Genomic DNA, 26,326 nt, shown 5'->3' with positions numbered 1-26,326 from the left:
GTAGTGAAGCAATCCAGAACCCATCTCCAATAAGGTCCCGTTCTGGATTGCTTCGCGTTGCTCGCAAAGACGGGGTTTTATAAATGATGACGGCACTATGCCAGGTTGCAAACAACCAGGCCACTTTGTTACAATTGCCCATTTTAAATACTACAAGGCTCAACTGTGATCACTGTGATTTTTTCTTTAGGCCAATTCATCTCATCAGATGTAAAAAAATTAAAAGACTCTTTTCAAACCTCTCTTGCTCAGGAAAACAAAGAAGTTGATGGTGAAACAGTATGGAACTGGATAATCCCTTATTTACCGCGTTTGAGACTTGATCAAATACCTCTGGAACAACTCTGCGAAGAATTCAACACTCATTTTTCATCATCTCTAACATTTGCAGATTTTAAAAAGAACTTTAACTCGATGTCCCAGGTCGATGCAAATTCACTCCATCGTATTGAACAATTTCGTGATTATTTAAGTGAGCGCTCTGATATTCGCTTTTTAATCGTATCCCATACCAATACATCACAATTTGATTTCATCATGGACCAATTGGAACAGGTGCTTCCGGCATGTCGTTCTGGTGTTATTAATAATCAAAGTACCTCTGATCTGGACTCGCAAATGCTGTTTGCTACGTCCATGTATTCTCAATGCGAAAAACATCCTGATACCTTGAAACGCGCTATAACCCAATTGGAAATCGATTTAGAAAAACCGATCATATCTTTTTTAAATACCATTAACGAATTGAACGATGCTGCTGATTTTACCTATATTCAAGCTGATCCCATTCTCAATACAGAAAAAGTCATTGAAGAATTGGATGAGCGCCAGCACTGTGGCCTATCACTGGGTTTCTAAACGTACTTAACGCCCAAATACAGTCCGGATTATGAAGGTATTTTTTTAGTTTTTGAAAACTAATCCTGAGTCTCGTTTTTATAAAATACCTGTCGGACAATGTCCTTCAAAGACATTATCCGACAGGTATTTTTCTTGATAGAAACCTAATCCGCTCAAATTTCTGACCGGTTTGAAGCCGAGATTGTTCCTATTGGAACAATACCCATTGAATCCTGGGATAGGCTATAAAATCCAACTGGAATTAACGCATCACTACATGGAATTACGAATATGATGGCTATCTCTGCTAAACAAAAAGAACTCGTTCTTGAAGAAATCGGCTCCTGTCGTTATCTTGTAAAAGAAACACCGGTTACTAACACTATAGATTCGGTGATTCAATGTGAAAATCTGCTTGCGCTTGATGAACTTGAAGCGTGTCTTAATGATCATAATCTGGAGGAAATTCCTGAATATTTAGTTTCTGTATTTGCTAAACGCTGGGAAAGAATTCGCCGCAGTGTACTCTGCTACACACAAAAACCAATGAACCTGGTCAACCGATTATTTGTAGATCTGGCCAATGTGCTTTCGCCACTCCCAAAAACTGAAGACGAAATTGATGACTTACCTTTTGGCACTGGTCCCTATTTTCTTCTTATGCCAACGCTAAAGGCTCATCAAGATGTTTTTGGACAGAACATTCATCAGTTGCAATTGCATGAATTCATACTCTCAGATAATGAGGAACTATTTATCCCACTTCATAAATGTTTAAATAATGCCTTTGTATCCCATGATGGCCAATTTATTCACGTTGTAAGTAAAGACCATGTTTATCCAAGGCTTACCCCCAATGAATTGCATCGTATAAAAAGCCACTCCCTCTTAATTAACGAATATTATGAAGAAATAGTTACTTTTAATAAATTTCGTTTTGTCAGCAAAGATTTTGGTGCTCAATTAACCCGATTAAATAAAGCATTAAGAGCTGGAGGAGCCAGTAGAGCAGGTGAAGAACTCAATGCAGGGATGATTGCCAATGAAGGTATTGTGCAATTTAGTCAGTATTGGGAAACAGTGCCAAACAAACAAAAAGCGCTTCTTTATAGCTCTTTCCCCAGACTTGAAGAGATCCTGGGTCGATTGATGCGGCCTGATGATGAAAACTATAAACAGTTAAAATTTTGTGTTGAACTGATTGCTCATGATATTGATCCCATTATCGCTGAATATACTCGCGCACAAACCATCCTTTCCCAAGTACAACAAAATGTCATTAAAAAACAAAAAGCGTTTTTATCCTCCGCAAAAAATCCGGATTACCCAGTTATTTTCAATGCAGAACTAGGGACACCCAGAATAATAGGGCATATTTTCTCATTGAACGAAGCGCAAAGAAATCAGATTTTCAAATTTGAGCCTCAAAACAATGCCCTATTGTATGCCCTGGAACACGCTCCATTTGCTTTACCGGAGTATTTTCATCTTTTAGACGAGGACTCCAAGCAGCAAGCAATTAATGCTGAATTTGGACCCAAAAAAAGTTCTGCATTAATTATCGCAGCATACCACGGTGCTGAAGAGGCCGTTAATTTACTCTTAAATACAGGAGCACCTGTTAATGCCGTTAATAATGAAGGCTTAACAGCACTGCAAGCTGCTTGCTATTACGGTCATGTAACGGTGATCAAAAGATTATTGGCATCTAATGCAGAGGTTGATGCGGAAACTTTTAAAAATGTTAGGCCCATTCACTTCGCTGTTCGCAGTGGGCATACAGAAATAATGCAACTATTGTTTCAACATGGCGCAAATATCACCTCTCGCACGCAAAGTGGTAAGAATATCCTTGATGTGGCAAAAATAGTTCAACCCCAATTGATAGAACCCATTCTGCTTCGAGCAATTACGTTACCTCTTCAAGAGCAAAAAGAGTTTCTCAGTAAGGTATCAAATGGGATTCATGCAAGTATCCTGTTGTATGCTGCAGCAAGCTACCCTTATCTTCTTAATGATTTATTGAACATACTCCAAGAAGAACAACATGCGGAGGTACGTAAGGAAACTCTGGAAGCGCAAAATAACCGTAAAGAAACAGTACTGATGTTAGCTGCCAGTGCAGGCCTTGATCGCGCTGTAAACCAGTTACTGGACATGGGGGCCGATCTTAATGCGCGTAACCGTAACAATTCGTGCGCACTACATAAAGCAGTACTTAATAGCAACCTCAGTACTATAAAACTTTTATTAAAAAAAGGGGCAGGAATTGACACAAAAGGGTATTTGGGCATTACAAGCCTACAATATACCGTAGTGAGAAGACAGATCGATGTAATGAATTACTTGCTCAACAAAGGAGCGGATATTAAATCCCGAAAGGAAAATGGTACCAATGTTTTTGATCACGCCAGAATATTCCAACCTGACCTGATTCAGCGTTTTCTCCTTACCGCTCTTATGACACTCACTTTTGACGAACAAAAAGAGTTTCTAAGCAGGGTAGAAGGTGGAATTTATGAAAACATCTTGTTATATACAGCCGTTGAACAACCGGATTTTTTGCCTGAAGCATTCAATTTGCTTGATATACGTCATGAAGATTTTGCGAATGCAAATGAGGAAATGCTCGATTTTTTTGATTTTGACAAGCATATACAACCTTTTCATGACAGACTCCAGGAACTGGAAAAAAAAGCATTGGATGATAAGCATTATAGAAAAGCCGCAAAAGCGCTCCAAATATTCATTAATCGATTAACTCTTGCGAAGATGACCTTTATTTTCAGTAGTCATAACACCAGTGAGAGCAAGACACAATTTATAAAGCAATGCAAAGAAACAATCGCTCTTGCAAGACCCTCTTTAAAGACACATCATGTGTTTCACTCCGATTCATTTATCCAGGGAATGTTTGGTTTTTTCTCAACAAAATACAAAATGCCCCATCCTCTAACCAGTTTTGAAGCTGAGATAGAACATCTGGCAGCACGAAACCTTCAAGAACAAGCCGCTGGAACACCATCCCAATAATGAACTATAAGGCCTGATATGTTTGTACAAAAAACATACAAATGAATTGAATTTAGACTAAACTATATTTATTACCGGGTTGTATGAGCAATAAATATGGGTACTAACCTTAAGAACAGGCCGGCTGTAAACGTTAAGGCTGCATTTGATGCAGCGAAAGTTACTGATGTAGTGGATGCGTTTAAACACCTATGCAATCAAACTGAAGAATATTTACCTGTTGCAGGTCCTTTACCCAAAAATACCTACACTTATCAATTAGAGTATCTTACTCAAAAATTGCTGAGTATGGAAAATTTCTACATTAAAAATTTGGATGGGGAATATCAAATAATTTTTGACGATGGAACCCAACTGGAACTTACAAAAATCCTTGCTCATGCCAACTTCGAGCAGCTTGAATTTAAACCCCTCGATTTTAATCAGTATGAACAGTACATTTATGAGCACTCACAATACAAACCGGATATAGAGAATGTTTTTCCGAGTGAAGAACAGTTCAGATCAAATGATACAACAGGTGCACTTCGAGAATTGAATTATGCCGAAATGATGGCTATTAATCTGTATACCACACAGGACTACTATAAAAATATAAATGCATTCACCCGAGGTACATATACTTTTGAAGATCGGCCAGAATGGGTTAGAGATGTTATCTTGCATACAGTAATGAGTGCCAGTGGCCTTGCTAAAGCTCAAGAAGTCACAATACCTGGATCGTTTCGCTATGAAAGTGTTTATAGCGAAGAAGCACTTAAACAGCGTATTGATTTAGCCGAGTCAGGCGGTATCAGCATAGAGAGAAATTTCATCAGCTCAGCGGAAATACCTGCGGAACGGTTTGTGGATAAAATTGCAATTACCTATACTGATGTGAAAGGAAAATGCATTGCCCCCCTATCGGCCTATCCTCAAGAGCGTGAATTTTTAATTCCACCGACACAAATGCAGTGGAAAAACTACACTCATGAAGGGGATACGCATTACTTTCATGCAAGCCCGGTCGTTGATTTACAGAAAATGCATGAAGAAAGCTTGGAAATGACGTCATTAGAGATGCAAACCAATTATCAGTTAATGTTTTTGAGTAACCATGTACTCATGTTGCGACAACGACTTGAAACATTGGACTCTGAAGTTCAGGAAGCTCTGGAACCCAAACTTGCAGAAATGGAACAATGGATTAATGAAAATGGAATGGCATTAGGAGAAGGAACCATTTCCAGCGAGGAGGTATATCAATCACTCGATGGCATATGGAACCAGCTCAGTGAACTGAGCGAGGAAGCACAGGTACTTCAGAATAAGCAATTAAATCAGGAAAACGCCGTTGATACTGCATACAGCTCCGGAGATTTTAAGACAAAACTGTCTGAAATCAAGCAAGATGCTGAGCCTGAAAACGAGCAGGATTATGATTTTAAAATTTAAGTCCTTAAAAAGTATTCGCTACATCAACATTAGGGTGTATTGACAATTCATCAATTTATTCCCAACGTCCCGCGACTTGTTCCTCAACGATCCTCACTTTTTATACGTCATCCTCGCGAAGGCGGGGATCCATGCAAAAAAGTGGCATTGTGCTAAGTTTTAGGATGGATCCCCGCCTTCGCGAGGATGACGATCTTATAAAAATTGCGAATTTAGCGGGCCTGTATTAGACGAAGTCGTAATACAGGATCAACCACCTCAAGCAATCCCCAACTCTTGTAAATTTGATACACTTCTTCAAAAATTCATCAATTTATTAAATATGGGATGATTGATGATAACCGAGGAGCATGGTTCTAACGAAACCGTCCTGCCCTGTATTACGACTTCGTCTAATACAGGCTACGTTTACTTTTTATACGTCATCCTCGCGAAGGCGGGGATCTATGCAAAAAAGTGGTATTGTGCTAAGTTTTAGGATGGATCCCCGCCTTCGCGAGGATGACGATCTTATAAAAATTGCGAATTTAGCGGGCCTGTATTAGACGAAGTCGTAATACAGGATCAACCTCCTCAAGCAATCCCCAACTCTTGTAAATTTGATACACTTCTTCAAAGATTCATCAATTTATTAAATATGGGATGATTGATGATAACCGAGAAGCATGGTTCTAACGAAACCGTCCTGCCCTGTATTACGACTTCGTCTAATACAGGCTACGTTTACTGCAATTTAATAAATTAATACCATTATCAATTTAGACTACTCTTCAAGATGTTATAGTCTATTCTTTAGCCGTTTCCCATAAAGCCACATAGGCTCCCGTAGGATCAGCGATCACCGCTAATTTGCCCATCTCGCCAACCGGAGTAATTTCCTTTATTTCTTTAGCCCCATGATGAATTGCAGACTCCAGAGACTTTTTAAGATCATCAACCAGAATATAAGACATCCAGTGAGGTGGAATTTGTCCCTGCATTTCCTTAGGTATTTGCCAAATTCCCGCGATATCCGTTTCTTTTGAAGTCACAATGGTATAGGTCATAGTACCTGCATCAACCTCTCTGAACTCCCAGTCAAATACTCGATGATAAAAATTCTTGGCTAGCGTCATATTGGATGTAGCTAATTCATTCCAACAAAACTGTCCTGGCTTAATCATGATGATTTCCTTATATAATTAAAATGCAATAACATCAGCCCCTTATTGTGCAGTATCACCTGGGTTTTGGTTCAATTCATCATATCGATTTGCTGAATAGATTTTGAATCGATTTGCTCCTTCTTCCTTAACCTGATTCAATGCTAATTCAGCTAATTTAATCAACGTTTGAATGTCATTACCATTCTGTGGATACATGCTGACTCCTGCGTTTACTGACAAATGAATCACATGATCCTTGATTTGAACCGGCGCTATCAGTTCCTTTATCAACCGTTCAACAATTGAAATAAGCAGTGCAGTTGACGGCACATTGGCAAACATCACCACAAATTCATCCCCGCCTATACGTGCTGAAATATCACCCCTGCGTAAATTAGCTGTCAATTTAGATGCTAAATGAATCAATAACTTATCCCCAACATCCTGTCCCAAATCATCGTTAATGGATTTAAAATGATTGATATCGAGAAGAATTAAAGCCACCGAGCCTTGAGTACGAGCGATTTGTTTTACAGTTATTTGGAAGAGTTCATACAACATATTGCGATTGGCAAGTCCGGTTAACAGATCATGGGTCACTTCATAGAAAATCCGGCCATTTTCAAGTGAGGTCATGGTTTGAGTCATTAATAAATGCAAACTGTTCAGATGCTCGGGTGTAAATGCACTATTCATGCCCTTGTGTTCCAAATAGAGTATTCTGGAATATTGCCCTTTGTAAAATAACGGCATCATTAAAAGGGCTTTAGGATTTTTTTCGATTACATAGACATCCTGACTGGATAGTTCTGATTGAGAAGCATCCTTTAAAATAAGGGGTTGTTGCGTTCGCTCAACATAATATAGGATTGATTTTGGATAGTCCTGTGATGTATCAGCAGCTACCAGGCCATTAAGATAAACGGTCTGGTGCACCAGATTTCCTTCTGCTTCAACAACCCATTGCTCTTCAACTTTCGTTAAAATGACACAACGTTCAGCAGCAGTTAATTCCAATACGATGACCAACAGTTTTTGTAACAGGTGATCCAGACGAATTTCACCGGAGATTAACTGGGAAAATTTTAAAATTGCCAACATATCCAGGCTCTTGGTAGATGCGAGTGGGTAAGGAGTATCCGATACACCTGTTTCATAGCTCGAATTGTAATAATTGAGTAATAAGGTTGGATAGGCTTCCTCCAACAATTTCACTTTGGTTAAAGCCCCCCAGTCTTTATAATATCGATGCGCATTTCGCAAATAGAATTTAGCCACTCTATCGATCTTAAGATCAAGACAATGAATAGCAGCCCGTTCACTGGCTATCGCTGCAATCAGAATCAGTCCACGGGAAAGAGCCAACTTTATTGACTCTTCATAAAGCGCAAGAGATTTTTCCTCATAATTATCCAGACGAGCCAATTCACTCGCCATGAGCAGTGAATAAATTTTATAATTATCAGGACACCAGGAAGCATATTTATCAATAAAAAGAGCCAATCGTTTTAATTTTTTTAAATAGAATTTACTTTTAGCCTTTGACAATTGTGGAAAATAAGAAAAAAGAGCAAGGGCAAAAAAGAATTTACCATCTAAATGACTGACTAATCCCTTATCGTATTCAGCAAAAATCTCATGCTGTTCACCCGATTTAACTGCATCTTCGTAATTACCAAGTAAAAAATTCATACGAGTTAAAGTACTATAAAAAAAGCTTAACTCCGTTTTACTCTTCCCATTTTGTATCTCTTCCTCAAAGAATGCAGATTTATCCATTGTGGCAAGTTCGGAGTCTTCCAGGCATTGCACAGAATACTCCCAGAATTTTGCCACTGTAATAAAATCTGAAATTTTAACTCGATTCATAAACGACAAAGCCGAACCAATATTCTTTTTTACTTCTTTCAAGTGATTACCAGCCGATATGGAATGGAGAACCAACAACAATTTACTGTAATTGCTGTATACCAAATCACCCACATCACAACACAATCTGAATGCTTTATTGACTGTACTATTACATTGCTCAAACGAGGTTTGATAAGGCTCTATAAAGGTACCTAAGATAAACTGATTTTTTCCTTCAAAATCTGATGCACCATAATCCTGCTTCAAGCGCTCATATAACCGGACAAAAGATATGGCTTCATCATATAAATTAAGTGAATGCATGATAATAAATGCATAAACAGGAATGGACATCGAAGTACTTTCGGTATATCCGTATTTCAGACTTAGACTGATATTTTTACACGTTAAAATAACAAAGAGCTTTTGATTGATAATAAAAGCGCTGTTTAATAATTGGGTAATTAAATCAACAATTGCTTTTTGCTGTAAATCACTCATTGGCGGTAAATATAATTCTTCAATTTTAGTAGTTCTTAACTGGAATTTAATTTTATAGATAGCAATTAATATGTGCAGTACGTTCGGTTTCTCTGGAATTTTAATATTGAATTGGCGCAATGCCGTCAAACCCATCTGCAAGGCCTCAGTATGTTTGCCTAAAACAGAGAACATTTCTATTTTCAATCGATATATTTCAAGACTGTCCGTCGCGCATCTTGAGTGATTTAAAAGCTCGGAAAAATAAAGATCAGCCGTTATAAAGTCACCGAGCAGATATTTGCAAACAGCACACTCCTTATACAACTGAAAAGTCAGATTGTAGTTTTTACTCCAATTAACAGGCTCCAAAAAGTCAACACCTGCGGATAAATATTCATTTGCCGCATCATATGCCGATTCCATTTTTGCTTTTTGGCCTGCCCAAAAATTATATTTAGCCAGAACATGTCGTTCCTCAATATCCTCAACTAAAGTGATGCTTTGGTTAAAATGTTTCAGCACACTGAATAAACGCTCATCATGCTCTTCCAATGGTTTTTGTTTTAATATCAATCGACCTATTTTTAAATGAATGGCAGGCCTATCCTGTGCTTCAATGAAGTCATATGCTGCCTGTTGGATTCTGTCATGAGCAAATCGATAATGTAAATTACCAAGATCCAAATCCGAAAGCGCTCCATTTAACCCTACCAAGCCCAGGGTCTTATAAGACTCTTCCAGAGGAATGATTAAATTAGCATTTATTGCCTGCCATAATTGTTCGGCAGTATTACTGGCAGACTGACCATTGGTAATGAGGAGTGTTTTTAAATCAAATTGATGACCAAAACATGAAGCCAGTTTTAAAGTTTCCTGACCGGGTTTTGTAAGCAGATGAATTTTGGCTGTTATCAGATTTATTACATTATCATCTGCACTTTGTTGCTTGATCTCCTCTACATTCCATTCCCAAATACTCTGTTCATAAGAAAAAGTAAGTAATTGCTGCTGATATATAAGCTTCAAAAATTCGTTGATAAAAAAAGGATTGCCTTGGGTTTTTTCATAAACACATTCAGCCAGGCTCTGAACTCGTTCAAAAGAACCCGCTAATGCATCGTGTAATAATTGTTGCACATTTTTTAAATTTAATGGGTGCAACGTTAAAGTAGTGAAAGGCACATGACTAGCACTTAAATGATTTAAACTGAGTTGCAGAGGATGATTCGCAATAATTTCATTATCCCGATAAGCCCCGATAATCAACAAATATTGAGTTTCTCTATCTTGTAATAAATTTTCAATAAAACCAAGGGATGAATTGTCCGCCCATTGCAAATCATCAAGAAAAATCACTAATGGATGTTCGGCTTTTGCAAACACACGCACAAAATTTTGAAACACCAGATTAAACCGGGTTTGTGCATCCACAGGATTTAATTGAGGTACGGCAGGTTGTTCACCAATAATCAACTCCACCTCAGGAATGACATCGATTACAACCTGGCCAATTGTTCCCAATGAATGCAACAATTGATTTTTTAATACTTCGAGTGTTCCCTCTTGTTTCGCTAAAACCTGTTTAACCAGATTTTGAAACGCCGTTACAATAGCGCTGTATGGCATATTCCTTCGTAACTGATCGAATTTACCCTGTATAAAATATCCACGATATTCTATTATTGGCTTATATACTTCCCTAACTATAGAAGTTTTCCCTATACCTGAATAACCGGCAATAAATACTATTTCAGATGTCGCCTTGCATACCCGTTTAAATGCATCTATTAATTGTTTTACCTCATGTTCACGACCGTATAAATTGCGCGAAATACTCAAATGATCCCTAATGTCTTTAGTTCCAAGCGCGTATTCTGAGACATTTCTTTTGATAACCCACTGTTTATAACAATCCACAATATCTGACTTTATGCCTATAAAGCTTGAATATCGATCTTCTGGCATTTTTTCCAGTAATTTATCAATAATAGCTGCCAGCATTTTGGGTATATTTCGTCGGACAGCCAATACCGTTATTGGTTTTTTAGTAATATGACTTTCAATTAACTCCTGGCTATTGCTGGTTTGAAATGGCAGTTGATTCGTCAGCATTTCATAAAACGTGACACCAAGGGAATAAAAATCCGTTCGATAATCTACTGGTCGATTGATTCGTCCGGTTTGTTCCGGAGAAATATAGGCAAGTCCCTCGACAAATTTATCCAAATTCGAATAATCAAAAGATTCTTCGGATAATTTTGTAGAAGCGCTCAAATCGATTAATTTAAGAGTTAAATTTTGGGTATCTATAATAATATTTGAAGGCCGAATTTCCTTATGAATAATATTCCTCTGATGCAACTCACCGATAATATCAACCAATTGTAATGCCAGATCGAAAAAATCGCCGATTTCCAGGGTATTTTCCATTAAATAAGAACTTAACAACTGCCCTTCTACATGTTCAAGAATCAAAACGGGAGCAGGAGTATTTTGTAAAAAATCATAAGCTTTAATAATTGGAGGAGCATTAATTGTTTTTAACAAATGAAATTCATGCTGCAAAATAGCCAGATTTTCTGAAGAGGTATAGTTATTATTAGGAATTTTTAATAATACCTTACGCTTATCTTTTAATCTCAAAGCATGATAAGTGTCGATATTATGATTATGCCTCATTTTATCGTGTAGTTCGTATCCCAATACAGTAATCATTTACATCCCTGCTTGAGGTTGATCGTAAGTCCTGTCATATGTCTTTTCGATCGGAATATCTGATAGCATTAATTATAGACCAAATAGAACGGCCTATTCTTGAGTGTACCGTATGAACGAATTGAAATGGGGATGCCTTTACAGCAGTGTTTTAACCAACTCAAATTAGGTATTGTTTTCTGGTTGAAGCCCAGTCCTGCATAATCCCCTCATAATTTATAACGCCAAATATATCTATATTCTTCAGCCTCCATAGTCATATAAATACCCGTCTTTGCGAGCAACGCGAAGCAATCCACATCGGAGCTTTATCGGAGACATGTTCCGGATTGCTTCACGTTGCTCGCAAAGACGAACATTACTACTAAATAATAGATAACTATCCTCTCTAGACCAATAAGAGGATTACTCAGAGCTCAACCTGTTCTCTCTGCTTCAATTCGATAAATCTAAGTAAGATATTTTGATAAAAACCAGGCAATTCAGTATGAACTGTAATTAATGAGCTAAAATTGACTAAAGAGTCATCTTAGAAAGGACAACGTTCCTCATGAAAAACCACAAAAATATCGCTGAGAAAATCAGATCATCCGAGGCTGGCACTAATAAACATAAAAAAATTACTGTATTTGTTATATTACTGATCAGTATCGCATTATTATGTTTTAATTAAATACGATGTAATTTGATTTTATTCGTTTTAGTTATCATCAAAATATCAACTTTATAGACGTTTTCAAGATTTGTGGCATTCATACCATACATATGTTTCAAAAAAAAACATGGCGTTCTTAATTTTACCTTAATCTCTTCTTCCTATAATATATATATATAAATTTCAGGTTGCTTTATATGACTCATTTTAAAAATGATTTATCTCGTATTTTTCAAAAATATCCATTTTTGCACATAGATAAATCAGGTGAGCTTACCATTATTGTTCCATTAACCGGTGCACAAAAAATTACCGATAATATATCAAAAGATACTGGTAGAACAATGGCTCTTCATCTATTTGGCGATAATACCTGTAAAGCAGATCTGGAACGAAGAAAATTCTTTCGAGGAACACAAACCTCTACCGCCAATACGTTTAAAATCCAATTCCCCAATTTGATGAAGGAATTGAATCAATTAAGCTCTGGTCATGTACTCTTACCCAAAGATCAACAATTTCTGCTCACAATAATAGATAACCTGAAAAAACTAGGTGAACAGGTCGATACTTTTCAAACGGGCAATCCTGGTTATGAAGAAATGAAATCTGGTCTTGAACACAGGGAAGAACTGCTGGTTGCCAAAGGAGAATTTATTGTTAAAGTCAATCCAGATAGTGCCAGACCCTTAAATCTACCTAATATCATGAGTCTTACAAACCCTGGTGAACTGTCAACCCGAAAATTAGTACCCAAGATGCTAATAAATGAGTATCTTGATGCATTGTCCCAAATCAAAGCACCAGTCACAATAAATCGATTGTCGCTTATTCCCAATGCAATAAAAAAAATACCCGATATCCGGGAGTACTTAAACAAAACAGATAATAAAAGTCCTAAAGATCTGTTTCTAAAGATATACCAATACCTGAAAAAAAAGGACAGCTCTCTAGTAGATCAATCATTCGATGTATTTGAAAACATGCAAGAAAATTTCGCCTATCTGTGCGAAATGGATGAAGATTTTAATCAGTGGAGCGATCAGGAAATACTCAACGCTGTAGAATCAGTGTTTAATAATGCAAACATACTTAAAGAATCAGCCCAAGTCGAGCAAAAAACTTTTGAAGCGATTTACCAAAATGCAGTACATCAATATGATGAACAACATTTGGATCCGCAAAATATTCGGGAAAATAAAAAATTAACTTATCAATTATTCATATTACAAACCTTTCTCTATTTATGTACTCTGGAGCTCAGATTAAAAAATAAAGAAAGTGCAAAGTCCTTTATCCATCTCATTCAAGATACAGATCAATTAAATAAGCTCATAATCACTCTATGCACCAATGAAAAAGAATTCAAAAGAACTATGTCAGAACAGTTTCAACTCTCCGATGAGGAATATCAATCAATCGTAGATGCAACTTTTGAAATCTCAATTCATCACCTGGAAGCAGACCATTATGACGAATTACGTGTAGCCTGTGTTGCTGAAACTGTTCACAATACTCATTATCTGGTCATGGGCGGGCGTCTGTGCTGGAGTATAGAACCCATTACAGAAGACAGTAATCTAAACAGTCCAGAACAGCAAAATCAGGCCTCTGCTTTACATTTTGAAACCTTTTATAAAAACCGTGACTCCTACATACAACGCTCTGTGGCGTTTAAAGAAGTCAGGATATTACTCGATAAAGCTCTGAAGAATGAATTAGATCAAAATACCTTAACGACCCTGATTCACGATCTTTCAAATAACCAGGCAATACAGCTTATAACCGAAACGATCGCCAGTAAAAAATACGCGCAGACCGAACTATTAATTGAACACAGCTGCTTAGATTGCTCTTATAAAGCCATTATTCCTGCTCTAAAGCAAAGCCCCATACCGACAAATATAATTCAACTTTTTCTCAAAAAGAATCCTGAATTTGCCCGGTATATTGAAGGAGCAGATTTGATTAAAGCGGTCCAGGATGGCGATTTAACTCTGATCAAACTCATTCTGTTGCATAGACCGGAATTGCTTGAACATGAAGATAACATGAAACAAACAGCCTTTCTCTGGGCATGCAGGAGTGGGCAGATTGAAGTAGCCGCTTTTTTGATGACCGAAGGCGCCAATGTTCATTCCAGAACGATTGTTCCACTAAGTCACGTTTACGAAACAGGGGAAATACCCTTTGGGGGCAGATCGGCTCGTCAATGGGCAGAACACTTAAGTACAAAGGCTCCCCAAAAGGCGGCGATGTTTAAAACACTATTTGCTAATTACTATCAACAATTGGAACATCAACTTGGATCGGATCCAGCGTATAAAGATAAGTTTACCAAAAATCATCTGAACCAGGCGATAAAGCACGGAGATTTGAATTTAATTAAGCTTTTATTAAACCATTGTCCCGATTTAAAAAAGGGCTTTAGTGATGAAGATTTAATTCGTGCGCAATACCAATCAGAACAAAATAAGTTACGTGAACAGGTACTTCCCTATCAAGAACAATTTAATGCCAAACTCGAACAACTTCAAATAAAAACAATGCACCTTGTCCAGAAAAGTAGTGAAAATGATCAGTTATGTCAAATGCTGTTCAAACTGAGCAATAAATTAAACAAGGCAAGAAACCAGTTTTTTAATTATGAAATTACAGACGAATCATTTAAAAGATTTAATGGGAAGTGCAAGCAAGCACTTCAGAATGCCAGACCAATATTGGCTCAGCACCGTGGCTGGCACAATTTCCCTCAATTCATCAGAGCAATTTTAGGAGTCATTTCAGCATTAACGGTTATACCTGCATTAGCGATACAATGTACAGCCCCCAATGGATTTAAAGGTACTTTCTTTGATAGTAAAGTCAAAGTAAAAACCGATTCTGCTAAAAAACTGGATCAATTTGATTCGGATCTGGAGTCATTAAACTCTGAAATAAACAACCAATTAACTCAATAACTCAGAGCCAATCCTTCGCGAGGAGCCAACATTCTAAGGCGTCGCAAGAACATCAAACTCAGAATACTTATCAAACTAAGCAACATCAGAAACGAGTCAACGCGTTCAATTCCCATCAAACTCGTTATAAAACTGAATAACGCTGAACAGTTAAACTGACAAAACAAGGTGAGCGCCAAAGCCATAGCCATGTGCTGAGGAAATGGTCGAACAACAGATGCAGCAGCTGATGCTACAATAAATCCTGTACCAAAATAATAGGCCATCATAGGAATAACGAAACTGAGTATTACATTCTCTGAACTGAGTGAAAATAACCACATAATAAATGCAGATAATGCAAACAGACGGACGCCCAAAGTTGTCAATTGCACACTATGATAATAACGGACCAATAGGCCGCAGCATGCGGTACCTAAGAGATGCATAATGGCCATAGTCGTTTTAATAGCCCCATATTCCGTGCTGGTAAAATGAGCTCCTTTGATAAGAATAAAAGAAGCGCTGGTATTAAAAGCAGATTCTCCAGCCATCATCAAAGCCGAGATCACTAAATAGCTGACAAAGACAGGATGACTAAAAACTGATAACACGCTGTTTTTCAGTCCTGGAGGCAATAAATTTTGAGATTTTGTTTCATTTAAACGCCCACTTAAGGGCAATAAAAACAAGCCATAAACAGCAATAAATAATAAAGCAACTCGCCAATTCCAGTACGTGTTTATTAGCCCTCCAAACAAAGGAAGAAAACATATAAATACACCTGCCAAAGTAAATAACCAGGCGAAATATCGAGTCGCATTCTGCTCATTCTGAGTATCATTAATCATAGCCCGCCCCATTAACAGGGTTGCTCCGACACCGACACCTTGAAAAAAGCGGCAAATAAAAAGAAGATAAATTGAATTACTGAATGACGCGATAAAGTTACTGAAAATAAACAATATCAATCCTCCAATCAATACCGGTTTTCTGCCATAATAATCGGAAACAAGCCCCCACAAAACCATGCTCAGTGCTTTCCCCAAGAGAAACAGGCTAACAGTCAATTGCGCGATATTGGCGCCTACCGAGAAATAGTCTGCCAATGCTGGCAATGATGGAGTAAGAAAATGAATGTCCATATTTCCAAGAAACCAGGTCAATAATACCATTAATAAAGCACTCTTTTTCATGATGTCGCATCACCATAGAAATGGGATAAACCCTTGATTTTCATAGAATTAATCACGTGATATACCAAAACCATAACGGCAAAAAGCCCATAAATTGCAGCTATGACCAGAACAATGGACGAATAGGAAATACAACCAGCTAACAATCCTCCCAATAACAATCCAATAAGGTTGCCTGTTTTGGCAAATGAATTTGCTATTCCCAGAGCATAACCTGGGAATACGTTACGATCTGAGCACAAAGCAAACAAAGCTGGCAATAAAGCTGCGAGGACAACGCCCCAAAGTATTCGAATAACGACAAATATAACGAAATTGCTTATAAAGGCCTGCAGCAACATTAGAGACAAACCCAACAGACTGTAACGAATCAGAAACAGATTCACCTGTTCCGGATGAGTACGACACCGATCAAACTGGCGGCCACACCATTCCGAGGCACACAACATTCCAGCTGCAGGCATGGAATACAGCAAACCAATCATTATTAAATTATCAGGAAAATAACCATTCACATAGAGAGTAAAACCGGGGTCTGGTAAAAATTTGGCAATTTGAGTCAACGCAATTAATACACACAGAAAATAAAAAATACCCCTGGAACCTGAAGACGATGATGTTTTGGGTATCCTATGGTGCACATTATTTTTACTTGAAGGAGGTAAACGAAATTGCATAATAAGGGTTATGAAGAAACAAATAAGGCTTGCAGCACCATATAAGCCTTGATAATTCGTACACGCTAATACCACGCCCCCAATAAAACCAGCAAACGCTGTAGCCATTGCTTTTGTTGATTGTAATCGAGACAACTGCCTGCTTTTACTTTGCCAATCACAAATACTCACCGCATAGGTTTGCATGGCGATAATAAAACCTGCAAATGCACCTTGCATGATTCGAATCACTAATATCCACGTTACAGAATGAACAAACATCATACTCGCCTGAGTCAATACCAAAGCCCAGGAAGCACGCATCAGCATAGGCTTATACCCATAACGATCGGCAGCCATACCCCAGACAGGCGCAATTATAATATTGGCTATCATAGGTAGAAGTAAGCACAAGGTGCTGTAGAACACAACGTGCTCCATAGGCGCATTACTTTGAGATGCAATAAGCAGAGGTAAAAATGGATTGGTCATTTCCAAAGCCAATATCATCAAAAATTGCCCCAATAGAATGGTTCCCTGAACGGACTTAGTCATTGAACGTACTCAAAGGATTATGCAAAGAAAAATAGTTCGGCTCATCCTGATCCTGATTCAATCTCATGGTCAACAGGCTTTTATGCTGCCAGGGCATGCTCAATAAGTGCTGATAATGCCAACGATAGACTGCCGGATGAATCTCCGCTCGGTAAAGCTCTAATAATCCTTTCAATACAGTTCTAACCTGAAGCCAGAGATGATCAAGAGGATAACCATAAGCAGCATTTAAACTAGTGATCCAGGGAGACAGATTACTTAAAAGAGTTCCATGGATGAATGTTTGAGACAGACTGTTCAACTCAGAACAAGTAATCGTAGACTCAGGATGCAAAACAGGTTTTGACGTTTCATGATACAGTTCATGATAACAAACTTTTATCCCGCCTAAATCCCTGATCACCACGCCAACAGGTCGATTATTTTGAATCTTAATGAGCGTATTTTGTTGATGAGCTTCCAGAGCAATCCCGTAGCGTAGTAATAAATACAATTGTCCCGCCAGAACGCTATGACAATATTCAGAAAAATACGTTCTGGGATTTAGTGTACTGCTTTGAATGATTTCAATTAACAAAGGGAGCTGACTCACTGGTGAAGTAGCAAACAGTGCAGCCAAAGGGACCAGGAACTGCTGTTCATTCGTGTGTTGCAGAGGATTTTCACGAATCAACATGGCCACATGCTTTTTATCCTGAGCGGGAATTGATTGATCTGAAACATTAATCCCGGCTAAATCCCTGGCAATGAATAAAGCACCACCAAAATTTTGATGCCGCGCCAGTAAATCACTGAGCCATGTTGAAAGAACTGAAGAGTTATAAACTGACGCGGGTGATACGGTTCGCATTGCGGAAGTGGTATGCACTCCAACTGCTAATTTCAGATGCGGTTTATTATGTTCTAAAGGCATCATGGTGCGAAACGACATGGATGGTCTGGTTTTTTGGATGTCAGGGATGATGATGAATTGCCTGGACTCAATTAAAGAAGAACAAAGTGTTTTTAATTTATTATTACATTGCCAGGGATGAACAGGTAAAGGCAAATAATGATCAGGATCCAGGTGCATGGACAGCAGTGTCTGATTCCAGTATTGAAACTCTTGCGCAAAGTGTTGAGCGAACAGTAATCGGTAGCTTAGCTCATCTATTGAGGTGAAGGCCAAAGAGCGATGGATCGCAGCCCAATGAATACTAACCTGGGTGTTAAATTCAGGAGAATAGTGCAGGACTTCATTGAGGCTAAAACCCTTTTTAACTCGAAAATTAGGATGATAGGGATGGCCTGTACAGCCCCACTGTTCCATAAACATCATCACGTCCTGTCGGTCATGATGCTCAATTAACCAGGCCCATAAAGTAGAGTAATTTTTTGCTTGTATTTTTATCGTCTGTTGCCAATGCTGATGATAGGCGAGAGCTAAAGCTTGATTTAATATGCTCTCTTCCAGCTCCTGCTCTAAACTGCTCCATCGATTAAACAGACTCAATTGATTGAGTTTTTTTTGATGATTTTTAAGCAGATTAAGATAGTGATGAATAGAGCTTAAAGTGGTTTTACTCTCAATTAAATACTCACTAATTGCGGCGTGCTGTAATCTGGAAAAACAGTCCTGATAAGCCGTATCAATGAACTCATCGAGTTCTTTTGGAGAAAGATGCAAACCGTTTTCAATGAGCACGCTATGCAAGGGATGATTTACTTCTTGAGAACTAGTACTATTCACGTTCATTGAGTCTACTTATTAAAAAATACGAATTAAGCACAATATAAATGATAATGATTCTCATTTGCAACAAATAAATCATTAAAAGTGAATTATTGCTTGCAATGCAAAATTATTGACCTTTACTGAATTCCCAATAACCAAACGACTCAATCCTGATGCTGTAGCCTTATCCGGATAACCATAATCCTTAAAATATTGAAACTGTACATTCAGAAAACGGTAAGGAACTATTGAAAAACCAACCCCAACGCGTTTTTGGGGTAGTCTTAATGCCAATGCCTGAAATGAATAATCATAAAACCCAATCATTTTAAAAGGGATGTTTTTAATTTTAAGATCATAAGCGCTCTGAACGCTGAAGGCTTTGGGCTGCGCCCCTTTATTGTTGTAACTCAAATCCTCTTTATCAAAAGGACGAAGAGCCATCACATAAGTAAGATAGGAACTCCATTTGTTATTTTGCACATTCACATAGCCAGAAAATCCCGGCACATCACTTCGAATACGCTGCGATAAAAACCCGCCAAAACCTTTATTGTATTGAGATAATTGAGTCTCAGCGAAAGAGCGCAGGTAGCTTGCACCTACATCATAATGTGCATCATGCACTCCAATATTAAAATTATAATACACTGGCAATGATGAGGATTTTATTCGTGAATAAGGCTCAAAGAGCGAAACATTGGCATAAGTATGATCCTCATAACTTAATACAGTAGTTACTTCATTGGTTTGCCCAAGTGCCTTGGTCAATGGTTTGTAGATTAAATCATTTCTATAACGCCCAAAAACCAGCCATTTTTTCCCTACTTCGAACATAAGTTGGGAAGGATACAGATTAAAAGTATCATAAAGTTGTTCGAAATAAAGAGAGGGCGCAATTGGAGTCGGTACAGTGTTGTATATCAATAAAGCGTTCGCTTTATTCCAGTCCATCAACTGCCATTCAGAACCTAATTTGATATTGGATAATTGTTGATTCAATAAATAGCGTTCTCCCTGAGCCGCTGAGTTTGTCGCATTAAAAAATATATGTCCATCATATGTAAATTTTTTCCGCTCCAACAGACGCTCTGCTGAATCGGCAAAAGTAATACAACTGCACATAATTACTGATAAGATAACGCCAGTTATCAAAAATAATTTTGCCATAATGAGTAAATGATGAATGACCCTTTAATGTAAATGAGAATCATTATCATTTAAAATCATCGGATTTGGAACACCTATTTTTTTATCCGTTAATAAAATAAGTATTATAAGCTGAAGTCCATTGCTCGAATTTTTAATAAATTCAAACTACTTATCAAAAATAACAACCAGATTCCGCCCTAACTGTTTGGCTTGATATAATGCCTGATCTGCCTGCTCTATAATTGTTGACCCACTTTTTAGTCCATCAAAAAAAGAGATACCAGCGCTGAATGTAACACTAAAATGTTCATTCTCAATTATAAATCTGCATTGTGAAAACTGCTCCCTTAAATTATCTGCTATAGTTTTGGAATGATAAGGTGTGGACCCAGGTAAAATCAAAGCAAACTCTTCCCCTCCATACCGACCTACATGATCCTGACTGCGAATTCTCGATAAAAACATGGACGATAATTTTTTAATAACCATATCCCCAACAGGGTGACCGAAACTATCATTTATTTTTTTGAAATGATCGATATCAACCATAATAAATGACAAAGGCAAATGTTCTTGTCGTGCCTTCGCCAGTTGAATGTCCAACTGATTTAAAATACTGGAATGATTCAATAAACCGGATAGGCTATCCGTTGTCATATAGTAATTTAAAATGCTGGCGCGTTTTGATCGCGATCTGACAGCGGAAATTAAATGCTGGGGTGAAATCGGTTTTGTTAAAAAATCATCACCGCCCAGACTAATAGCGAATAATTTCTTGTCCTTGTCGTCCTCTGTCGATAGAAAAATGATTGGAATCTTAGTATATCGACTTTCCTGTCTTAGTACTGCAGCCAATTCGAAACCGGTACACTCCGGCATGTAGACATCCATTAACAAAAGATTGGGTTTAAATGACTCAAGCTCTTTCAATAAACACAAGGGATTGGTTATCGCTCGAGCGTTCATCCCCGCTTGATTTAAAATCAGCGAATAATACTCAGCCAAGGACTCACTATCGTCAATAATTAAAATTCGATAAGACTCATCCGCTATGGTACTGCACTTATAATTTAAAATTTGAGTTAATTGAATAACGTCTACTGGTTTTTGAAAAAAAGCCGTACATCCAGCACGAATCGCCTCCAGACGAGGCTTGATATCTTCATTAGGGAGAATACACAGTAATTGAATAGGAATTGCTTGTTCCTTTTGTAGGTCTAAAATAGTTTCAATTCCATTGTCCTTTAAATAATGAGTATCAAGAATTATCGCGACAGGTACTTTTTCTTCAACCGCTCGACGCAAGGTAATCAAATCCTGGATTAGAAAAGGTTCATAATCTATTTGTATGAGACTTTCATATAAATGACGGCTTAAAATCTCATCCTGCTCCAAGATATAAATAACCTTTTTCTCAACTTGCGGTTCAGGTTTTGATTCAACCACGGGGAGTTGTTTGGGTAACTCTAGAGACAGCACTTTTTTTAATTGATTGATATAAGTCACAATTTGATTCTTGTCTTCATGGGTAAATTGGCCATGAGTTAAAATATTTTTTAAAAAAACCTCCATCTGACGTGCAGCTTTACTTAATTCAATATAACCATAAGTACCTGATGAACCACATAAACTGTGTACTTCCCGATGAAAATCCTGAAATTGACTCAAATCCCAATGATGCTGTTGTTCTTTCCAAAGCGTCTCAATGTGATGAATTTTATCAGGCAATTTTTGACTGTACATGTTGATCAGCTCATTGAGCTTGTTTTGCGCTTTAATGTTCATGATATTTTAACCATGCATTCTGAATTGTTTCAGCAAGCGTTATTGGATCAAAGGGTTTGGCAATAACGTCAATTGCTCCAAGCGCTTTATATTCCTCAATTTCATTGACTTGAATTTTAGCGGTCATAAAAATGGCAGGGATGTCAGTGAAATCGGTTATTTTTCGCAGTTCAGCCAAGGTGGTTGGACCATCCATTTCCGGCATCATGACATCCAGCAAAATCAAATCAGGAGTATAGCTCTTCGCTATTTCCAAAGCGTGCTTGCCATTAATACAATAACGTACAGTGAATAATCCAATATCCTCCAGAGCAATTTGCGCAATCGCTCGAATATCGTCTTCATCTTCAGCATATAAGATATTTTTTAGTTGTCTTTGTATCATTATCAGTCCTTAAAAAATAAGCTCAGTTAAAGAAGATTCATGATTGTATTTAACAGAACCTCATTGGAGGAATTTGATTTAACTAATGCCTGGCTTACAAATTTTGCATAATCCTCATTAAGTTGCATGTCAGAGAATACCAGTACGGGAGAATGATGCTGAGCGAGCAGTGGTAAAATTTCAATGCCATTTCCATCAGGCAACACTAAATCAAGAATTATTAAATCATAATCATTTTTATCCAACAGCTCTTTCGCTTGCTGCAAATTAATAGCTGTGGAAACCAATGCATGTTTCTCAAGCAAGGTGCCTACTACATGTTGCATATCGATGTTGTCTTCAATATGCAGGATACGAGGAAGACTGGGAGTTGAGCCATTCCTTTTCTTTAATCGATTAATGGACGTTAATAATTTATTAAAATCAATGGGTTTATCAAACCAATCGACTACAGAAACCGCATCCCCATTTAATAGAGCATGACCCGTTTGAGCAATTACCGATATGACAATAATATGTAAATCTTTGGTTCTGTCTTGCGCGCGCAAATCTCGAATAAAAGCAATTCCATCCTGATCAGGCAATATTAAATCGAGCAAAAGAGCCTGATATTGATGTTCTGCTAATAATTCTTTGGCCTGTGTAACATTTTCGGCAACGTCGGCAATAAATCCTGCTGATTCTAAAAGCAGTTTGAGGTATTCAGACTGATCTTGATCGTCTTCACATATAAGCAATCTTCTTTGAGCTGACTGCACATCAATTGTATCGGGTAGTACAGGACTCGGTTTGGTCTCGGAGACAGGTAGATCGAAATAAAATGTGGTTTCACTTTCCGGTTCACTCTCAAAATTAAGGGCTCCACCCAGTTTTTCAATGATGGTTTTGCTGATATTTAAACCCAGTCCTGTCCCGCCTTTACCGCGTGTATCTGAGGAATCAGCCTGAGAAAATTTTTGAAATATCCGTGATTGGAATTCGCTTGGTATCCCATGCCCCTTATCTGTGACGGATACACGGACTGTAGATTGTATTTGTTTCATGGCCACAGTAATGTGCTCGCCTTTGGGAGAAAATTTACATGCATTTGAAAGTAAATTAGTTAATACCTGCATTAAACGGCTGGAATCTACATCGACGTGTATGATTGATTCTGACGGAATAAAGTCTATAGATACATCATATTTTTCCGCATACATTTTATTGGCTGCAATCGACTCAGAAATTAAATGATTCAGATCATAGGTCTTTATTTGAAAATCCATTTTCCCTGCTTCAATTTTTTCTATATCCAGGATGTCATTGATCAATAATAACAATCGTTCACAATTATTATTTGCTATTTCAAGCAGCTTGTTCGCTTTTTCGGGGAATTCCCCCATGACACCGCTGACTAATAGACCCAATGAACCGCGAATTGAAGTTAATGGAGTTCTTAATTCATGGCTTACAATAGAGACGAATTCATTCTTTAATTTCTCTGTTCTTTTTAATTCTGTAATGTCATGTACGACTGCGACAGCACCTAAAATATCACCTTCGGAATTAACGATTTTCTGTCCATCCATAACGACATCACGCGTTGTATTATTTTTAAAATGCATAATCAGTTCAACTCCTTGCACCGGCTCACCCTTTAATACACGATGCAAAGGAAAATCCTCTTTGGGCAAAAGCTTTTGATCCATAGTGGACAAACTGAAATATTCAAACAGATCATCAATAACAAGAGTGTCTGCAACACCACTCATATAGTTTTGCAAAGTACGGTTTAATACTGTAATTCTACCTTTCGCATCACAGGCGATGATTCCATCTTCCAGATTATCCAACATCGCTTTTAAAAAATTTTTTTCATTTTCTACAACAGCAATCATTTTTTTATAACTGTTTGATACGGTTAAGGCCAGACTGATAATTAATGCAGTAGTTCCAGCAATAAAGAAAGCCAGATAATTGGGTTGAATTGCCTGCTTATTTACCGGCATGTCGTGAAATGGAATGGGGGTAAACAGAGCTGCCGCCATCCCGGTATAGTGCATACCGCAAATGGCAATACCCATAACTACCGCGCTGATAATTTTAAGATTAAATTGCCGTCTGGATGAACCCTGATTGCTTTGTAATGCCAAATAAAGAGCTGCTTCTGCCGCGGTAATACCAATCAGGACCGATAGAAAAAATAAACCCGGTAAATAATGAATATTAACGTGACTTTTCATTCCCTCCATCCCCATATAATGCATGGTCGATATGGCAAGTCCGATAATGACACCCCCCAGAGCAAACTGATAAATAGAATAATCTTGTTTTTGCAGAATAAAGAGAGCCAGAGCTGAAGCAATGATCGCCATAATTAAAGAGGCAAGCGTCCAAGCTAATTCATAATCCATAGGCATAGGCATGATGAACGCCAACATGCCTATAAAATGCATGGACCAAATACCAGCCCCCATAGTGAATGCGCCACCAGCGAGCCAATATATTTTTGCTTGCGCGTTACATTCAGCACGAAGTCGACCCACTAGGGTCAGTGCTACGTATGAAGCAAGAACAGCGACCACATAAGATAGACCTACTAATACAGGATCATACTGACCACCTATTTGATTAGTTGGAATTGGGCCTACTTGAAACCAATTGGAGAAAGTAATCATATGTTCGTCCCTGGTTATATAATACTATCTTTTAAGCATCCGTTTTATAAACTACATGATGTAACATGTGGTTGCGTTAAGTGCAGGAAAAACACCACCCAACAGATTGAGAGCAACCACCATCAAAAGAAACTTCCGGAAACTTAATGAATTTCAATTGAAATTTAAACTCGCGCCAATACCTGTTTTTTATAATCTAAAGTCAACATGAATGAATGATTATCATTAACAGTTTGGCACATGTTAGTTCATTTCTGCAAAGAATCATGCGAGTCCGTACAGGTAAAATCCATGCGCTAACAGAATAATTCCAATAATCGCTGCTATTATCGCTACCAGATAATATCCCCTTCCAGAATAGACTTTCTCAGTATATTTGACCATGCATTCAGGGAAGGCAAGCCACATCACTGATTTGATGACCAATAACCAGGCAATGATGGTGATCAGAACATCTGATTCCCAAATCCAGATATTATGAACCAGAACCATCAGTATCCCGATGATTAATCCCATTGTTGCGGCAACAACTATGGTCGCACTACCCACTTTTAAATGAGTCAGCATTTCCTGATAATAGGCTGCACGAGTCAACATAATAATTGCAATAATAATCAAATAAAGTCCTATTCCTTGAGCAAAAAATAGCGTGTGTAATGATTCGTGCATCATAAACTCCTTTTTGATTGCATTTTATACTAAAAGTATAGTACAAAGTCGATTACCTGTGTCGGAACAACGATAACCATCGAGGATCAGTACAAGATGAACCTCATCCAAGCAAGGAGCACCTGAAAGTTCCTCTTTTTTTATCTGCCCCTCCACATGCCATACCCGTCACCCTCCGCAATTTCCCGTCACCCTCCGCAATTTCCCGTCACCCTCCGCAAATTCTCGTCACCCTCCGCAATTTCTCGTCACCCTCCGCAATTTCTCGTCACCCTCCGCAATTTCTCGTCACCCTCCGCAATTTCTCGTCACCCCCCGCAATTACTCGTTACCCTCTACAATTACTCGTCACCCTCCGCAATTTCTCGTCACCTTCTACAATTTCCCGTCACCCTCTACAATTACTCGTCACCCTCCGCAATTACTCGTCACCCTCCGCAATTACTCGTCACCCTCCGCGAA

General features: G+C 38.1%; 14 protein-coding genes. 4 read left to right on the top strand and 10 right to left on the bottom strand.

What is annotated here, in order from left to right; all coding sequences use genetic code 11:
- Positions 1-165: 165 nt before the first annotated feature.
- From Lqua_RS11880 to Lqua_RS11870, 3 genes are all read left to right on the top strand, one after another.
- The gene (locus Lqua_RS11880; RefSeq protein ID WP_058474505.1) at positions 166-858 is read left to right on the top strand and encodes a hypothetical protein; all 693 of its coding nucleotides are present in this window, start codon (positions 166-168) and stop codon (positions 856-858) included.
- A 273-nt stretch (positions 859-1,131) separates the two neighbouring features.
- On the top strand, positions 1,132-3,873 hold the full coding sequence (locus Lqua_RS11875) for an ankyrin repeat domain-containing protein (RefSeq protein WP_058474504.1): 2,742 nt from the start codon (positions 1,132-1,134) through the stop codon (positions 3,871-3,873).
- Positions 3,874-3,969: 96 nt separating this feature from the next.
- On the top strand, positions 3,970-5,307 hold the full coding sequence (locus Lqua_RS11870; protein ID WP_058474503.1) for a hypothetical protein: 1,338 nt from the start codon (positions 3,970-3,972) through the stop codon (positions 5,305-5,307).
- Between the two features lie 785 nt (positions 5,308-6,092).
- Here Lqua_RS11870 and Lqua_RS11865 read toward each other — a convergent pair.
- The gene (locus Lqua_RS11865; protein ID WP_058474502.1) at positions 6,093-6,470 is read right to left on the bottom strand and encodes a VOC family protein; all 378 of its coding nucleotides are present in this window, start codon (positions 6,468-6,470) and stop codon (positions 6,093-6,095) included.
- Between the two features lie 42 nt (positions 6,471-6,512).
- Complete coding sequence (locus tag Lqua_RS11860; RefSeq protein WP_058474501.1) at positions 6,513-11,501, bottom strand: diguanylate cyclase domain-containing protein; 4,989 nt, start codon at positions 11,499-11,501, stop codon at positions 6,513-6,515.
- An 852-nt stretch (positions 11,502-12,353) separates the two neighbouring features.
- Between Lqua_RS11860 and ankF the strand changes: the two genes are divergently transcribed.
- Entirely contained in the window at positions 12,354-15,116 is a 2,763-nt protein-coding gene (gene ankF / locus Lqua_RS11855; protein ID WP_058474500.1) for a Dot/Icm T4SS effector AnkF/LegA14/Ceg31, read from the top strand.
- Here ankF and Lqua_RS11850 read toward each other — a convergent pair.
- The 8 genes from Lqua_RS11850 to Lqua_RS11815 all read right to left on the bottom strand — a co-directional run bounded on the left by Lqua_RS11850 (position 15,110) and on the right by Lqua_RS11815 (position 25,867).
- A complete protein-coding gene (locus Lqua_RS11850) occupies positions 15,110-16,291 on the bottom strand; it encodes an MFS transporter (protein ID WP_058474499.1) in 1,182 nt (393 codons plus the stop codon). The two genes, ankF and Lqua_RS11850, sit on opposite strands and share 7 nt — an antisense overlap.
- Positions 16,288-17,502 carry an MFS transporter gene (locus Lqua_RS11845; protein WP_058474498.1) on the bottom strand — a complete coding sequence of 405 codons (1,215 nt, stop codon included), beginning with the start codon at positions 17,500-17,502 and terminating at the stop codon, positions 16,288-16,290. The genes Lqua_RS11850 and Lqua_RS11845 overlap by 4 nt, the downstream gene beginning before the upstream one ends.
- On the bottom strand, positions 17,495-19,237 hold the full coding sequence (locus Lqua_RS11840; protein ID WP_058474497.1) for an IucA/IucC family protein: 1,743 nt from the start codon (positions 19,235-19,237) through the stop codon (positions 17,495-17,497). Before Lqua_RS11840 ends, Lqua_RS11845 begins: the two co-directional genes overlap by 8 nt.
- A gap of 75 nt (positions 19,238-19,312) precedes the next feature.
- Positions 19,313-20,386: an LbtU family siderophore porin gene (locus tag Lqua_RS11835; RefSeq protein WP_058474496.1), complete on the bottom strand. Its 1,074-nt coding sequence runs from the start codon at positions 20,384-20,386 to the stop codon at positions 19,313-19,315.
- Positions 20,387-20,533: 147 nt separating this feature from the next.
- Complete coding sequence (locus tag Lqua_RS11830) at positions 20,534-22,153, bottom strand: diguanylate cyclase (RefSeq protein WP_058474495.1); 1,620 nt, start codon at positions 22,151-22,153, stop codon at positions 20,534-20,536.
- Positions 22,143-22,538, bottom strand: a complete 396-nt coding sequence (locus Lqua_RS11825) for a response regulator (protein WP_058474494.1) — start codon at positions 22,536-22,538, stop codon at positions 22,143-22,145. Before Lqua_RS11825 ends, Lqua_RS11830 begins: the two co-directional genes overlap by 11 nt.
- 26 nt (positions 22,539-22,564) lie before the next feature.
- Positions 22,565-25,195 carry an MHYT domain-containing protein gene (locus Lqua_RS11820; protein WP_058474493.1) on the bottom strand — a complete coding sequence of 877 codons (2,631 nt, stop codon included), beginning with the start codon at positions 25,193-25,195 and terminating at the stop codon, positions 22,565-22,567.
- A 264-nt stretch (positions 25,196-25,459) separates the two neighbouring features.
- Positions 25,460-25,867: a hypothetical protein gene (locus Lqua_RS11815; RefSeq protein ID WP_238585571.1), complete on the bottom strand. Its 408-nt coding sequence runs from the start codon at positions 25,865-25,867 to the stop codon at positions 25,460-25,462.
- Positions 25,868-26,326 lie beyond the last annotated feature (459 nt).

It is taken from the genome of Legionella quateirensis, from assembly GCF_001467955.1.
GTDB classification, from domain to species: domain Bacteria; phylum Pseudomonadota; class Gammaproteobacteria; order Legionellales; family Legionellaceae; genus Legionella; species Legionella quateirensis.
This window is presented reverse-complemented; position numbering and strand designations above follow the sequence as displayed.